Genomic DNA, 14,044 nt, shown 5'->3' with positions numbered 1-14,044 from the left:
GATTTTTGCTCCACGCTTAACTATCAAATTAATAAAGGAAAAGTATTAAGTAAACAGTGCTACTTTATATTGGGATAAAATTTTTGTAATGCTTGCCGTGCAAGCATATCGGCCGCTTTGTTTTGACTTTCAGGTAGCCATTTGATTAAGAGCAAAGGAAAATTCTTTTCTAGTTGTTGATATTCTGCTAAATAAGGCTGGTACTTTTCATTTTTAGCATAGTTTTTTTCAATTGTTTGGACAACAATTTTACTATCTGAGTGGAGAAGAACGGTTTGTTGATTGTCTTCATTGGCAATCGCTTGTTTTAAAGCTTCAATCAGCACTTTAAATTCGGCTTCGTGATTACTAACAATGCCTAAAGGCACATGCAATTGTTGCCGCGATTGGTCGGTGAGGTAAACGATACCGCCGCCAGATTCACCTGGATTGCCTTTTGTTGCAGCATCTACATAAATTCTTAACATAAAATTACTCCTAATTTCTTTTTGTTCTTAAAAAAAGTATGTTACTATTATAACATATTAAATTTAGCGGCGTTGATCCAGAAGTAGTGAGGGCACTTTATGAAAAAACAGAAATTTTATTGGCAGCCAGAATTAGCATCAACAATTATTTACTGGTCTTGCACATTTTGTATATTATTTATTAGTTTAATTTTAGCATTGGAAAATAATGGTCCTTACTTGATTAGTAATCTGGTGATGGTTCCATTTTTTGTGTTTGCTTATCTAGGAATTGCGCGGTCTTTTAACATGACAGAAACATCTTTAATTGTCAGAGATGTTTTGTGGTTTCGCAAAAAAGCACTTCCGCTTTCTCAGATAGAAAAAGTAACCTACAATGAAAAAAGCATCGAAATTTTTTCCTCAGAATTTAAGGAAGGCTCAAAAGTCTTTTTAATGAAAAAGAAAACGATTCCGTTATTTCTTGAGGCACTTAAGGTAAAAAAGCCTGAATTGAAGGTAGCAGAAGATCATTCTTTGGGCCTTCATAAAAAAGAAGAAAAAAACAAGAGTGAGTCATAAGTCGAAACGACTGGTGACCCACTCTCAAAATCTTAAAAGAATCAGCTGAAACAAACGCTACGTTTACTTACTTTTTGGAGCAAAGCGTTGATGGTTCAGCTTTTTTAGTTATCTATTTTTTTGACATGTGCTGCTTGTAGCCCACGATTGCCTTCCATTATCTCGAACTCTACAGATTGATTCTCATCAAGTGATTTGAATCCGTCACCTTCTATAGCAGTGAAGTGGACAAAAATCTCATCTTCTTCGTTGTAAACGATAAAACCATAACCTTTTCTGTTATCGAACCATTTGACAATTCCTTTTTGCATCCAATTCACGCTCCTTTTAGATTTGTAAAGACACTTTCATTATACGAGAAAAGGCTACCAAACGTCAATGGTTGGGTTGTTTAAAAAAGGTTATTCTAGCCATTCTATTCAATACAAGCTATAATTTAAAAGAAACAATGTGTCACAAAGACGATAAAGAATTGAAAAGGGGTCCGTTATGAAGACAGATATTAACATTGCACAAGCAGCAACATTAAAACCTATTCAAGAGATTGCCGAAACAATCGGTCTTTCAGAAGATTCGCTAGAACTTTATGGGAAATACAAAGCGAAAATAGATTTTCCAACGCTTCAATCCTTAGAAGCGCAACCAGAAGGTAAATTAATCCTCGTTACGTCGATTAATCCAACGCCAGCAGGAGAAGGAAAGTCAACCGTGACCATTGGTTTAGGAGATGCATTAAATCAAATCAATAAAAAAACAGTTATTGCCCTAAGAGAACCATCATTAGGTCCTGTGATGGGGATTAAAGGTGGCGCAACAGGTGGCGGTTACGCACAAGTATTACCAATGGAAGAAATCAATTTGCATTTTACTGGTGATATGCATGCGATTACGACAGCCAATAATGCCTTAGCTGCGTTACTAGATAATCATTTACAGCAAGGAAATGAATTAAAGATTGATTCTCGGCGGGTGATTTGGAAACGGGCAGTGGATCTAAATGATCGTGCGCTCAGACAGGTCGTTGTTGGTTTAGGCGGTCCTTTCCAAGGTGTACCAAGAGAAGACGGTTTCGATATTACTGTGGCAAGCGAAATTATGGCGATTCTTTGTTTAGCGCAAAATTTAACGGACTTAAAAGAACGCTTAAGTCGGATTATTGTCGCCTATAATGACCAAAGAGAGCCGGTGACGGTTAAAGATTTAAACGTGGCAGGTGCCCTGACTTTATTATTAAAAGACGCCTTAAAACCTAATTTAGTTCAAACGATTGAAGGAACTCCAGCTTTTGTTCACGGTGGTCCTTTTGCCAATATCGCTCATGGATGTAACAGTATTTTAGCGACAAAAACGGCTTTGCATCTAGGGGATTATGTCGTAACAGAAGCGGGTTTTGGTGGTGACTTGGGTGGCGAAAAATTTTTAGATATTAAAGTACCTTCTTTAGGAAAAGCACCCGATGCCGTTGTGATTGTGGCAACGATTCGCGCGTTGAAAATGCATGGCGGTTTGGCGAAAGATCAGTTAGCAGAAGAAAATTTACCAGCGTTACAAAAAGGCTTTACCAACTTAGAAAAACATATTCAAAACATGCAACGTTATGATGTACCAGTAGTTGTTGCAATTAATGAGTTTACACAGGATACAGAGAAGGAAATTCAACTGTTGAAAGAAGCTTGCCAAGCGTTAGGCGTGCCCGTCGAGTTAACAAGTGTTTGGGCGCAAGGTGGCGCAGGTGGCACGAATCTAGCGGAAACAGTAGTAGCAGAGATTGAAGCCAATACAAAACAGTTTCAACCTTTATATAATCCTCGCCAAACTATTGAAGAAAAAATTCAAGCCATTGTACAAACGATTTACGGCGGGGAACAGGCGATTTTTTCTCCGAAAGCGCAAAAACAAATCGCAGACTTTACAAAAAATGGTTGGGATCAATTACCAATCTGCATGGCGAAGACACAGTATTCACTTTCTGACGATCCTCAAAAATTAGGACGGCCAGAAGGATTTACTATTACGATTCGTGAACTAGTTCCAAAAATCGGTGCAGGGTTTATCGTGGCGTTAACGGGTGATATTTTAACGATGCCTGGCTTGCCGAAAGTTCCTGCTGCGTTAAATATGGATGTGGACGAAACGGGTCAAGCGAGCGGTCTCTTTTAAAGCCGCTCTTTCCTGAGACCTATTTTTAGTATATACTTGAAAGTAGCTCAATAAAAAATGATGACGGAAATTTATTGCGTAGTTTATTATAAGGAGCAACGACTATGGGGGAACGAGCAGATACATTTTTAGCACACTTTAATCGCATTGAAAAGTGGATGAGAGAGAGACTGAACAATCCTGTCAACATGGGATTCAGTGAAATGACAAGACGTCTTTCCCGAAAAGAAAAAGGACAGATTGCTCAATTTGAAGAGGATTTGCTTCAAATGGCTCAGTTAAGAAATGCCATCGTTCATGAGCGAATTGCTGATGATTTTGTAATTGCAGAGCCAAACGAATGGGCAGTTCAACGAATTGAAACGATTGAACAAGCTTTAACAAAACCAGAAAAAGTAGTGCCTAAATTTGCGAAACGTGTTACAGCTTTTGAAATCACCACTTCTTTAGAAACGTTATTAACGATTATTGCAAAAAAACAATATTCTCAATTTCCGATTTATGAAAAAGGTGTATTTAAAGGATTAATCACGGTTCGAGGGATTGGTGTATAGTTTGCCATTGAGAGCACCAAAGGCGAAGTTCACATTGCCAACCGAACGGTGCGAGAATTGTTGGCATCAAATTATAAACGCAGCAACTATCAATTTGTTTCAATTGAAGCAACCGTTTTTGAAGTTGAACAAATGTTTCGGGAGCAGCCACGCTTAGAAGCTGTGCTTATTAGTAAAAGTGGCCATCCTAATGGTGAGTTAGTAGGCATTGTTCGACCAAGAGATTTAGCAAGTATTCATAGAGAAAAGGAATGACGCGATTGTTAGTAGTATATTTTTTAATCAGTGCCTTATTAGTAGGGCTTGACCAATGGAGCAAATATTTGACGGTCCAAAACATTTCTTTGGGTGAAACAAAAGAATTCATTCCTGGATTTTTGTCGCTGACCCATTTAAGAAATACCGGAGCTGCTTGGAGCTTATTAGAAGGAAAGATGATATTCTTTTATGTCATCACAGTAATTGTTAGTGTCGTGATTATTTATTTATTAATTAAGAATTATAAAAAAAGTATCTGGTATTCTGTAGGTTTATCTTTTGTCTTAGCAGGTGCCATTGGGAATTTTATTGATCGTGTACGTTTAGGCTACGTGGTGGACATGCTCCAAACGGATTTTATGAATTTTCCTATTTTTAATGTTGCAGATAGTACGTTAGTGGTCGGCGTTATTTGTATATTTATTTATTTGATTTTAGATGAAAAAGCAGCAAAGGAAGGCAAAAATGGAACAAATTAACGTAACGATTCAAACAGAAAAAGGCCGGATTGACAAAGTATTAAGTGAACATTTACCCAATCATTCCCGCTCGCAAATTCAACAATGGTTAAAAGAAAAACACGTAACAGTTAACGGTGAAACGGTCCGCGCAAATTACAAAGTTACAGCAGGCGATGAAATTGTTGTAACAATTCCTGAACCAGAAGTTCTAGATATGGTAGCAGAGGATATTCCTTTGACCATTGTTTATGAAGACAATGATGTGATTGTTGTCAACAAACCTCAAGGCATGGTCGTTCATCCTTCGGCAGGGCATCCCAAGGGTACATTAGTGAACGCGTTACTTCATCATGCGGATCACTTATCGGCGATTAATGATGTGGTGCGACCCGGAATTGTTCATCGAATTGATAAAGATACTTCGGGGCTATTGATGGTGGCTAAAAATGATCAAGCCCATGAATCATTAGCGAAACAGCTAAAAGAAAAAACATCGTTACGTAAATACGTTGCCTTGGTCCACGGTGTTATTCCTCACGATAAGGCAGAGATAAATGCGCCTATTGGTCGTTCCAAGGTTGACCGCAAAATGCAAGCGGTCATTGAAGGCGGTAAAGAAGCAGTCACGCATTTTACTGTTTTAGAGCGTTTTGATGCATTTACCTTAGTTGAATTACAACTAGAAACAGGCCGGACACATCAAATCCGTGTTCACATGAAATATATCGGTTATCCATTAGCTGGAGATCCATTATATGGACCGAAAAAAACATTGCCTGGCAATGGACAATTTTTACATGCGAAGTTATTAGGCTTTACACATCCTACTACAGGTGAGCAATTAGTCTTTGAAGCACCTTTACCAGAAGTTTTTGAAAAAACTTTACACCAATTAAGAAATAATCATTGATTTTTTTCTGAAGAAGAGGTAAACTCTTTTTTAAGAAGAAAAATAACTAAATAACTGTAACCTTTAAGTTTAGTCCCGTGAGGCTAAGAAGGAATCATGCAAAAGAACACTAGGTGCGCTTAGTTAGTAAGTTGTGTGGGCTACATGGTACCCTTGTACCTTTTTAAACTGTAACCAACATCCTCCTATCCTCATACGGGTAGGAGGATTTTTTGTTGGAAAAAATAACAGGACAATTTCAATAAAAATCCACTTATTTTTCAGCTGCTCAATTGAAGGAAGAATCGCTGACCCCAAGACAGCGAGGACGTAGATAAAAAAGAAATGAGGAGGAAATTATTATGCCAAAGAAAGAAGTTGTTGACGCAGTCACAATGAAACGAGCGCTTACTCGAATCTCGTATGAAATTATTGAAAGAAACAAAGGAATTCAAGACATTGTTTTAGTAGGAATTAAAACGCGTGGGATATACATTGCACAACGTCTAGCCGAACGCTTAAAACAATTAGAAGATATTGACGTGCCAGTTGGTGAATTAGATATTACTTTGTATCGTGATGATGTGAAAGATATGGAGGAACCTGAATTACATTCTTCTGACGTACCAGTCTCAATTGAAGGTAAAGAAGTTATTTTAGTGGATGATGTCTTGTACACTGGCCGGACCATTCGTGCTGCGATGGACGCTGTTATGGATTTAGGTCGTCCGAGAAAAATCTCTTTAGCAGTCTTAGTAGATCGTGGACATCGGGAACTACCGATTCGTGCCGATTATGTAGGAAAAAATATTCCAACATCAAAAACTGAGGAAATTATTGTGGAAATGGAAGAGCGCGACGGTGCAGATCGTATTATGATCAGTAAAGGAAACGAATAAAAAGGAGTGAACAACGTTGTCAGAAAAAGAATTTCGAAATGAGGATGCAGTCTTAGATATTAAAGACAGACCGCAAGCTTTTCACTGGGTTGGCCTAAGTTTACAACATTTATTTACGATGTTTGGTGCAACGGTTTTAGTACCAATCTTAGTGGGAATTGACCCAGGGATTGCGTTAGTCAGTTCAGGATTAGGAACAATGGTCTATCTGATTACTACAAAAGGAAAAATCCCCGCCTATCTTGGCAGTAGCTTTGCTTTTATTGCAGCGATGCAGATGTTAATGAAGAGTGATGGTTATCCAGCCATTGCCCAAGGTGCTATGACAACCGGCTTGGTATACCTAATCGTTTCATTAATCATTAAAAAAATTGGTTCCGACTGGTTGGATAAAATTTTACCGCCTATCGTTGTAGGACCTGTCGTGATGGTTATCGGTTTAGGCTTGGCTGCTAACGCCGCAAATAACGCAATGTATAACAACAACGTTTATGATTTTAAATATATTGCCGTAGCCTTAATTACTTTAGGCTTAACCATTTTTTACAACATGTTTTTCAAAGGCTTCCTGGGATTAATTCCAATTCTTTTGGGAATTGTTAGTGGGTACCTAGTCGCTTTAGCTTTCGGAATTATTGACTTAACCCCTATTAAAGAAGCTGCTTGGTTTGCTTTACCGAATTTTGAAGTACCTTTTGTTCAATATGAACCGAAATTGTATTTAAATGCCATTACAACAATGGCACCAATTGCTTTTGTAACAATGACAGAACATATTGGTCATTTAATGGTCTTGAATAAATTAACCAAGCGCAACTTTTTCCAAGACCCAGGCTTATCTAAAACTTTAATGGGAGATGGCTTAGCGCAAATTGTAGCAGGTTTTGTTGGTGGACCACCAGTTACAAGTTATGGTGAAAATATCGGCGTGCTGGCAATTACAAGAGTACACAGTGTCTTCGTGATTGGTGGAGCCGCGGTGTTCGCTGTAGCTTTAGGATTTGTTGGAAAATTAAGTGCCTTGATTCTAAGTATCCCAGGACCAGTTATTTCAGGAATTAGTTTCGTCTTGTTCGGTGTGATTGCCGCAAGTGGTTTGAAAATCTTAATCGATAATAAGATTAATTTTGATAAGAAAAAGAATTTATTGATTGCTTCAGTAATTTTAGTCATCGGCATTGGTGGCTTAGTCTTCAAAGTAGGAACCTTTGAATTGTCTTCAATGGCATTAGCAACCGTCTTAGGAATTGTTTTGAATTTAATTTTACCGGAAAACGCACGTAGCGAAGAACAGTAGGAGGACTGGACGAATGATTATTACATCTGAACGAATTAGTTTAAAACATCTTTTAACTGCTGAGGCCTTAACCGACCGTGAAGTCATGGGGTTAATCCGTCGCGCAGGAGAATTTAAACAGGGGGCAAAATGGCACCCAGAAGAACGTCAATATTTTGCAACAAACTTGTTTTTTGAAAATAGTACTCGAACACATAAAAGTTTTGAGGTAGCTGAGAAAAAATTAGGCTTAGAAGTGATTGAGTTTGAAGCAAGTAGAAGTTCTGTTCAAAAAGGAGAAACGTTATACGACACAGTACTAACGATGTCGGCAATTGGTGTAGATGTAGCAGTCATTCGTCATGGTAAAGAAAATTATTACGATGAATTGATTCAAAGTAAAACGATTCAATGTTCTATTATTAACGGTGGGGACGGGAGTGGACAACACCCTACACAATGTTTATTGGATCTGATGACCATTTATGAAGAATTTGGTGGATTTGAAGGCTTGAAAGTGGCGATTGTGGGAGATATTACACATTCTCGCGTTGCTAAATCAAATATGCAGTTATTAAACCGTTTAGGCGCTGAAATTTATTTTTCAGGTCCAGAAGAGTGGTACGATCATCAGTTTGATGTCTATGGACAATATGTGCCGCTAGATGAAATTGTTGAAAAAGTCGATGTGATGATGTTACTTCGCGTGCAGCACGAACGTCATGATGGTAAGGAAAGTTTTTCAAAAGAAGGCTATCATTTGGAATATGGTTTAACCAACGAACGGGCAACTCGTTTACAGAAACACGCAATTATTATGCATCCAGCGCCAGTCAATCGGGATGTTGAACTGGCAGATGAATTAGTGGAAAGTCTGCAATCAAGAATCGTCGCGCAAATGAGTAACGGAGTCTTTATGCGCATGGCAATTTTGGAAGCAATTTTACATGGAAAGGCCTAGGTGGAGAAATGAAGACGTTAATTAAGAATGGAAAAATCATCAAAAAAGAGAATCAATTGATTGAGGCAGCACTTTGGCTAGAAAATGGTGTGATTCACGCAATCGGGGAATCGTTTGACGAAGCAGATTTTGAGCAAGTGTTTGATGCGAACGGGCAACTAATCACGCCAGGCTTGGTGGATGTGCATGTTCACTTTAGAGAACCAGGCTTTACGTATAAAGAAACGATTAAAACGGGTAGTAAAGCTGCTGCTCGCGGTGGTTTTACTACGGTTTGCGCAATGCCCAATTTGAATCCAGTACCAGATACGGCTGAAAAATTAAGTGAGGTTTACGACTTAATTCAAAAAGATGCAGTCGTGAAAGTTTTACAATATGCCCCCATTACAGAAGAGCTACGGAGTGAAGTTTTAACCAATCAGAAGGCCTTAAAAGAAGCGGGCGCCTTTGCATTTACGAATGATGGTGTTGGTGTCCAGACGGCAGGAACGATGTACTTAGCCATGAAAGAAGCGGCTGCATTAAATATGGCGCTTGTTGCGCACACGGAAGATGAATCTTTATTATTTGGTGGTGTGATGCATGAAGGAGAAGTTTCTAAGAAATTAGGCCTACCAGGGATTTTAAGTGCAACGGAAGCTTCACAAATTGCTCGGGATATTACTTTAGCAAAAGAAACAGGCGTTCATTATCATGTTTGTCATGTTTCAACAGAAGAAAGCGTGCGCGTTATTCGAGATGCTAAAAAAGCAGGGATTCACGTAACAGCCGAAGTTTCGCCACACCATTTAATTTTAGTCGATGAGGATATTCCTGGTGACGAAGGGTTTTGGAAAATGAACCCGCCATTACGTGGTTTAGCAGATCGACAAGCATTGATTGATGGCTTGTTAGATGGCACGATTGACTGTATTGCTACCGACCATGCGCCCCATGGTTTAGAAGAAAAACAACAATCATTTTTAAACGCACCTTTTGGTATTGTCGGTAGTGAAACGGCCTTCCAATTGATTTATACGAACTTTGTCGAAACAGGCATTTTCACATTAGAACAAGTGATTGATTGGATGGCAGTGAAACCGGCAGAAATTTTTGGATTAAACGCAGGAACACTAACAATTGGTGCACCAGCAGATATTGCAGTTTTTGACTTAGCAACAGCTGCACCAATTGATGCAGAAGCATTTGAATCAATGGCTGTCAATACACCATTTACAGGGTGGACAGTCAAAGGAAAGACACTTATGACATTTGTTGACGGAGCATTAGCTTGGTCGGAGGAGGCGCAGTAGGTTTGAAAAGGTTATTGATTTTAGAAGACGGAACAGTATTTGAAGGAAAAGCGTTTGGTGCAGAAGGCAATGTAGTAGGAGAAGTTGTTTTTACTACTGGCATGACAGGTTACCAAGAAGCAATTACTGACCAAAGTTTTAATGGACAAATGATTACTTTTACGTATCCATTAGTTGGAAATTACGGGGTCAACCGAGATGATTATGAATCCATTGCACCAACCTGTAAAGGTGTCATTGTTAAAGAGCATGCGCGGGTTGCTTCAAATTGGCGTCAACAAATGACCTTGGATGAATTTTTAAAGCGCAAAGGGATTCCGGGAATTTCAGGAATTGATACGCGTGCGCTGACTCGTAAGTTACGATCAGCTGGAACAATGAAAGGGAGCATCATTGATGCCGTGGATGATTTGCCGCATGCGTTTGATCAATTAAAAGCGACAGTCATGCCGAAAAATCAAGTGGCACAAGTCTCCACCACTAAGCCTTATCCGAGTCCAGGTATTGGGCGTAATGTAGTCGTCGTTGATTTCGGGTTGAAACATAGTATTTTGCGAGAATTATCAAAACGGCAATGCAACTTAACTGTGTTGCCTTATAATACAACGGCCGAAGAGATTTTAGAATTAAGTCCCGATGGTGTCATGTTGACAAATGGGCCTGGAGATCCCAAAGATGTGCCTGAAGCTATTGAAATGATTCAAGCAATCCAAGGAAAAGTTCCAATTTTCGGCATCTGCTTAGGTCATCAGTTATTTTCATTAGCAAATGGTGCGGATACGTATAAGATGAAGTTTGGACATCGCGGTTTGAATCATCCTGTACGAGAAATTGCAACAGGACGCATTGATTTCACTTCACAAAATCACGGATATGCCGTGGATGAAGCAACAATTGATCCAGAAAAATTACTTGTGACCCACGTGGAAGTCAATGATGGAACGGTTGAAGGCGTGCGTCATCGAGATTATCCTGCTTTTACTGTGCAATATCACCCAGATGCGGCTCCAGGACCGCACGATGGTCTTCATTTATTTGACGAATTTATGGAATTAATGGATGCATGGAAGGAGCAAAACTAATGCCAAAACGAACGGACATCAAGAAAATCATGGTGATTGGTTCAGGACCAATCATTATTGGACAAGCAGCAGAATTTGACTATGCAGGCACACAAGCCTGTTTAGCGCTAAAAGAAGAAGGGTATGAAGTTGTCTTAGTAAACTCAAATCCAGCGACTATCATGACCGATAAGGAAATCGCGGATCATGTTTATATCGAACCGATTACTTTAGAATTTGTTTCAAGAATTTTGCGAAAAGAACGTCCTGATGCTCTTCTACCAACATTAGGTGGTCAAACTGGATTAAATATGGCGATGGAATTATCGGAATCAGGAATTTTAGATGAGCTAAATGTAGAATTGCTAGGAACAAAGCTCAGTGCGATTGACCAAGCGGAAGACCGTGATTTATTTAAACAATTGATGGAAGAATTAGAACAACCGATTCCAGAAAGTGAAATTGTCAATACGGTGGAACAAGCCGTGGCTTTTGCCAAACGAATTGGCTATCCAATTATCGTTCGTCCCGCATTTACCTTAGGTGGAACAGGCGGCGGCATGTGTGATACGGAAGAAGAACTCCGTCAGATTGCCGAAAACGGTCTGAAATTATCACCAGTTACACAATGTTTAATTGAAAAAAGTATTGCTGGTTTTAAAGAAATTGAATATGAAGTGATGCGTGATTCGGCTGATAATGCGATTGTGGTTTGTAACATGGAAAACTTTGATCCTGTCGGCATTCACACTGGGGATTCGATTGTTTTTGCTCCGAGTCAAACCTTATCAGATTATGAATACCAAATGTTGCGAGATGCGTCCTTGAAAATTATTCGTGCATTAAAAATTGAAGGTGGCTGTAATGTTCAATTAGCTTTGGACCCGCATAGCTTTAATTATTATGTGATTGAAGTGAATCCTCGTGTTTCTCGCTCATCTGCACTTGCTAGTAAAGCCACAGGGTATCCCATTGCGAAGTTAGCCGCAAAAATTGCTGTTGGTTTAACATTAGATGAAATGAAAAATCCAGTTACTGGAACCACTTATGCCGAATTTGAACCGGCTTTGGACTATGTTGTTTCCAAAATTCCTCGTTGGCCTTTTGACAAATTTGAAAAAGGTGCTCGAGAACTAGGAACGCAAATGAAAGCAACCGGGGAAGTCATGGCAATTGGCCGCAATATTGAAGAATCCTTATTAAAAGCAGTTCGTTCTTTAGAAATTGGTGCTTATCACAACGAGTTAGAAGAACTAAGTCATGTCAGTGATTTAGAATTAACGAAGAAAATGGTCCATGCGCAAGATGATCGATTGTTCTACTTATCAGAAGCCATTCGCAGAGGATATAGCATCGAAGAATTACAAAGTTTAACGAAAATTGATTTATTCTTCTTGGATAAACTTTTACACATTATCGAAATTGAAACAGCCCTTGAAAGTCACGTGGACAACGTAGCTGTTTTGAAAGAAGCCAAACAAAATGGTTTTTCTGATCGGAAAATCGCAGCACTTTGGGGACAAACAGAACAAGCCATCGCTGACTTCCGCAGAGCCAATCAAATTGTGCCCGTCTATAAAATGGTGGATACGTGTGCTGCAGAGTTTGAATCACACACGCCTTATTTTTATAGCACGTATGAAGTGGAAAACGAAAGCAATGTTTCGAAAAAGCCTTCTGTACTAGTATTAGGTTCTGGCCCCATTCGCATTGGTCAAGGGGTCGAGTTTGATTATGCAACCGTTCATTCTGTCAAAGCGATCCAAGCGGCTGGTTATGAAGCAATTATTATGAATAGTAATCCTGAAACAGTTTCAACAGATTTCTCTGTTTCTGATAAATTATACTTTGAGCCATTAACTTTAGAAGACGTCATGAATGTGATTGATTTAGAAAATCCGATTGGCGTGATCGTCCAATTTGGTGGACAAACAGCGATTAATTTAGCTGAGCCGCTCACAAAACAAGGCGTTAAAATTCTTGGAACAACGATTGAAGATTTAGATCGTGCGGAAAATCGTGATTTATTTGAACAAGCTTTGCAAGAGTTAGCGATTCCTCAACCACCAGGAGATACAGCCACAAGTGCAGAAGAAGCAGTCGTGATTGCTGATCGTATCGGCTATCCCGTTTTAGTGCGTCCAAGTTATGTTTTAGGTGGTCGTGCAATGGAAATTGTCGAAAATCAAAAGGATTTGGAAGATTATATGCGACACGCAGTCAAAGCTTCTCCAGAACATCCTGTCTTGGTTGATAGCTATTTATTGGGACAGGAATGTGAAGTTGATGCCATTTGTGATGGTGAAACAGTACTAATTCCAGGGATTATGGAACATATTGAACGAGCTGGCGTTCATTCTGGTGATTCAATGGCGGTTTATCCACCGCAGTATCTTTCTCAAGAAATTCAAGCAACGATTGCCGATTATACAAAAAAACTGGCACTTGGTTTAAACTGTGTAGGCATGATGAATATTCAATTTGTTATTCATGAAAATCGTGTTTATGTGATTGAAGTGAATCCTCGTGCGAGTCGAACAGTTCCTTTCTTAAGTAAAATCACAGGGATTCCGATGGCCCAAGTTGCTACAAAAGCGATTCTTGGTGAGAAACTGACTGACCTAGGATATCAAGATGGATTATATCCTGAAAGTAAACAAGTTCATGTGAAAGCCCCTGTATTCTCCTTTACGAAACTACAAAAAGTAGATACGTACTTAGGGCCTGAAATGAAATCAACTGGGGAAGTTATGGGTAGTGATTATTATTTAGAAAAAGCCTTGTATAAAGCCTTTGAAGCATCTGGCTTGCATTTGCCAAGTTATGGGGCTGTACTTTTCACCATTGCTGATGAAACAAAAGAAGAGGCGTTAGAAATTGCTAAGCGTTTTTCAGCAATTGGCTATAGTTTAGTCGCAACGGAAGGAACCGCTGACTTTTTAGCGAAGCATCAGTTGCCTGTTAAGAAAGTGACGAAAATTTCTAATCCTGAAGGGGAAACCGTGCTGGATGTCATTCGTAATGGGAATGCACAAGTGGTAATCAATACCATGGATAAAAATCGTTCCAGTGCCAACCAAGATGGGTTTTCAATCCGTCGGGAAGCAGTCGAACATGGGATTCCATTGTTTACCTCACTTGACACAGCAAATGCGATTTTAAAAGTTTTAGAATCAAGAGCCTTTACGACAGAAGCCATTTAAGC

12 protein-coding genes and 1 pseudogene are annotated in these 14,044 nt (G+C 39.2%); 11 read left to right on the top strand and 2 right to left on the bottom strand.

The genetic code is table 11. The annotated features are described in order from the left end of the window. Positions 1-59 precede the first annotated feature (59 nt). On the bottom strand, positions 60-467 hold the full coding sequence (locus IGM04_RS07415) for a ribonuclease HI family protein (protein ID WP_086317917.1): 408 nt from the start codon (positions 465-467) through the stop codon (positions 60-62). Positions 468-566: 99 nt separating this feature from the next. Here IGM04_RS07415 and IGM04_RS07410 point away from each other — a divergent pair, with 99 nt between their 5' ends. Then, positions 567-1,028, top strand: coding sequence for an EbsA family protein (locus IGM04_RS07410; RefSeq protein WP_002357403.1), 462 nt, complete (start codon positions 567-569; stop codon positions 1,026-1,028). A 104-nt stretch (positions 1,029-1,132) separates the two neighbouring features. Here IGM04_RS07410 and IGM04_RS07405 read toward each other — a convergent pair whose 3' ends face one another. Further along, positions 1,133-1,339: a cold-shock protein gene (locus IGM04_RS07405; protein ID WP_002357404.1), complete on the bottom strand. Its 207-nt coding sequence runs from the start codon at positions 1,337-1,339 to the stop codon at positions 1,133-1,135. 178 nt (positions 1,340-1,517) lie between these two features. Between IGM04_RS07405 and IGM04_RS07400 the strand changes: the two genes are divergently transcribed. The 10 genes and pseudogenes from IGM04_RS07400 (at position 1,518) to carB (ending at position 14,042) form a co-directional block, all read left to right on the top strand. Then, a complete protein-coding gene (locus IGM04_RS07400; RefSeq protein WP_010824697.1) occupies positions 1,518-3,188 on the top strand; it encodes a formate--tetrahydrofolate ligase in 1,671 nt (556 codons plus the stop codon). Between the two features lie 104 nt (positions 3,189-3,292). Further along, positions 3,293-3,997, top strand: a pseudogene (locus IGM04_RS07395) (CBS domain-containing protein). A gap of 5 nt (positions 3,998-4,002) precedes the next feature. Then, positions 4,003-4,479, top strand: a complete 477-nt coding sequence (gene lspA / locus IGM04_RS07390; RefSeq protein WP_002360174.1) for a signal peptidase II — start codon at positions 4,003-4,005, stop codon at positions 4,477-4,479. Next, positions 4,466-5,371 carry an RluA family pseudouridine synthase gene (locus IGM04_RS07385; RefSeq protein ID WP_086317916.1) on the top strand — a complete coding sequence of 302 codons (906 nt, stop codon included), beginning with the start codon at positions 4,466-4,468 and terminating at the stop codon, positions 5,369-5,371. Before lspA ends, IGM04_RS07385 begins: the two co-directional genes overlap by 14 nt. Before the next feature lie 338 nt (positions 5,372-5,709). Continuing rightward, positions 5,710-6,249 (top strand): bifunctional pyr operon transcriptional regulator/uracil phosphoribosyltransferase PyrR, encoded by a 540-nt coding sequence (gene pyrR, locus IGM04_RS07380; RefSeq protein WP_301280621.1) that lies wholly within the window; start codon positions 5,710-5,712, stop codon positions 6,247-6,249. Positions 6,250-6,265: 16 nt separating this feature from the next. Continuing rightward, on the top strand, positions 6,266-7,546 hold the full coding sequence (locus IGM04_RS07375; protein WP_002357410.1) for a solute carrier family 23 protein: 1,281 nt from the start codon (positions 6,266-6,268) through the stop codon (positions 7,544-7,546). Between the two features lie 13 nt (positions 7,547-7,559). Beyond that, positions 7,560-8,486: an aspartate carbamoyltransferase catalytic subunit gene (locus IGM04_RS07370; RefSeq protein ID WP_002357411.1), complete on the top strand. Its 927-nt coding sequence runs from the start codon at positions 7,560-7,562 to the stop codon at positions 8,484-8,486. An 8-nt stretch (positions 8,487-8,494) separates the two neighbouring features. Then, on the top strand, positions 8,495-9,778 hold the full coding sequence (locus IGM04_RS07365) for a dihydroorotase (RefSeq protein ID WP_002357412.1): 1,284 nt from the start codon (positions 8,495-8,497) through the stop codon (positions 9,776-9,778). A 2-nt stretch (positions 9,779-9,780) separates the two neighbouring features. Further along, positions 9,781-10,860: a carbamoyl phosphate synthase small subunit gene (locus IGM04_RS07360; RefSeq protein ID WP_002360175.1), complete on the top strand. Its 1,080-nt coding sequence runs from the start codon at positions 9,781-9,783 to the stop codon at positions 10,858-10,860. Continuing rightward, positions 10,860-14,042: a carbamoyl-phosphate synthase large subunit gene (gene carB / locus IGM04_RS07355; protein ID WP_002379494.1), complete on the top strand. Its 3,183-nt coding sequence runs from the start codon at positions 10,860-10,862 to the stop codon at positions 14,040-14,042. The genes IGM04_RS07360 and carB overlap by 1 nt, the downstream gene beginning before the upstream one ends. Positions 14,043-14,044: the final 2 nt, after the last annotated feature.

Origin of the sequence: Enterococcus sp. DIV2385 (assembly GCF_051711925.1) — a bacterium.
Lineage (GTDB): Bacteria > Bacillota > Bacilli > Lactobacillales > Enterococcaceae > Enterococcus > Enterococcus faecalis.
This window is presented reverse-complemented; position numbering and strand designations above follow the sequence as displayed.

Bases quoted from the DNA above. Each gene is read 5' to 3' on its own strand.
- carB (WP_002379494.1), top strand. From the start codon at position 10,860: ATGCCAAAACGAACGGACATCAAGAAAATCATGGTGATTGGTTCAGGA.
- IGM04_RS07385 (WP_086317916.1), top strand. From the start codon at position 4,466: ATGGAACAAATTAACGTAACGATTCAAACAGAAAAAGGCCGGATTGAC.
- IGM04_RS07410 (WP_002357403.1), top strand. From the start codon at position 567: ATGAAAAAACAGAAATTTTATTGGCAGCCAGAATTAGCATCAACAATT.
- IGM04_RS07400 (WP_010824697.1), top strand. From the start codon at position 1,518: ATGAAGACAGATATTAACATTGCACAAGCAGCAACATTAAAACCTATT.
- IGM04_RS07405 (WP_002357404.1), bottom strand. From the start codon at position 1,339: ATGCAAAAAGGAATTGTCAAATGGTTCGATAACAGAAAAGGTTATGGT.
- IGM04_RS07370 (WP_002357411.1), top strand. From the start codon at position 7,560: ATGATTATTACATCTGAACGAATTAGTTTAAAACATCTTTTAACTGCT.
- IGM04_RS07365 (WP_002357412.1), top strand. From the start codon at position 8,495: ATGAAGACGTTAATTAAGAATGGAAAAATCATCAAAAAAGAGAATCAA.
- IGM04_RS07415 (WP_086317917.1), bottom strand. From the start codon at position 467: ATGTTAAGAATTTATGTAGATGCTGCAACAAAAGGCAATCCAGGTGAA.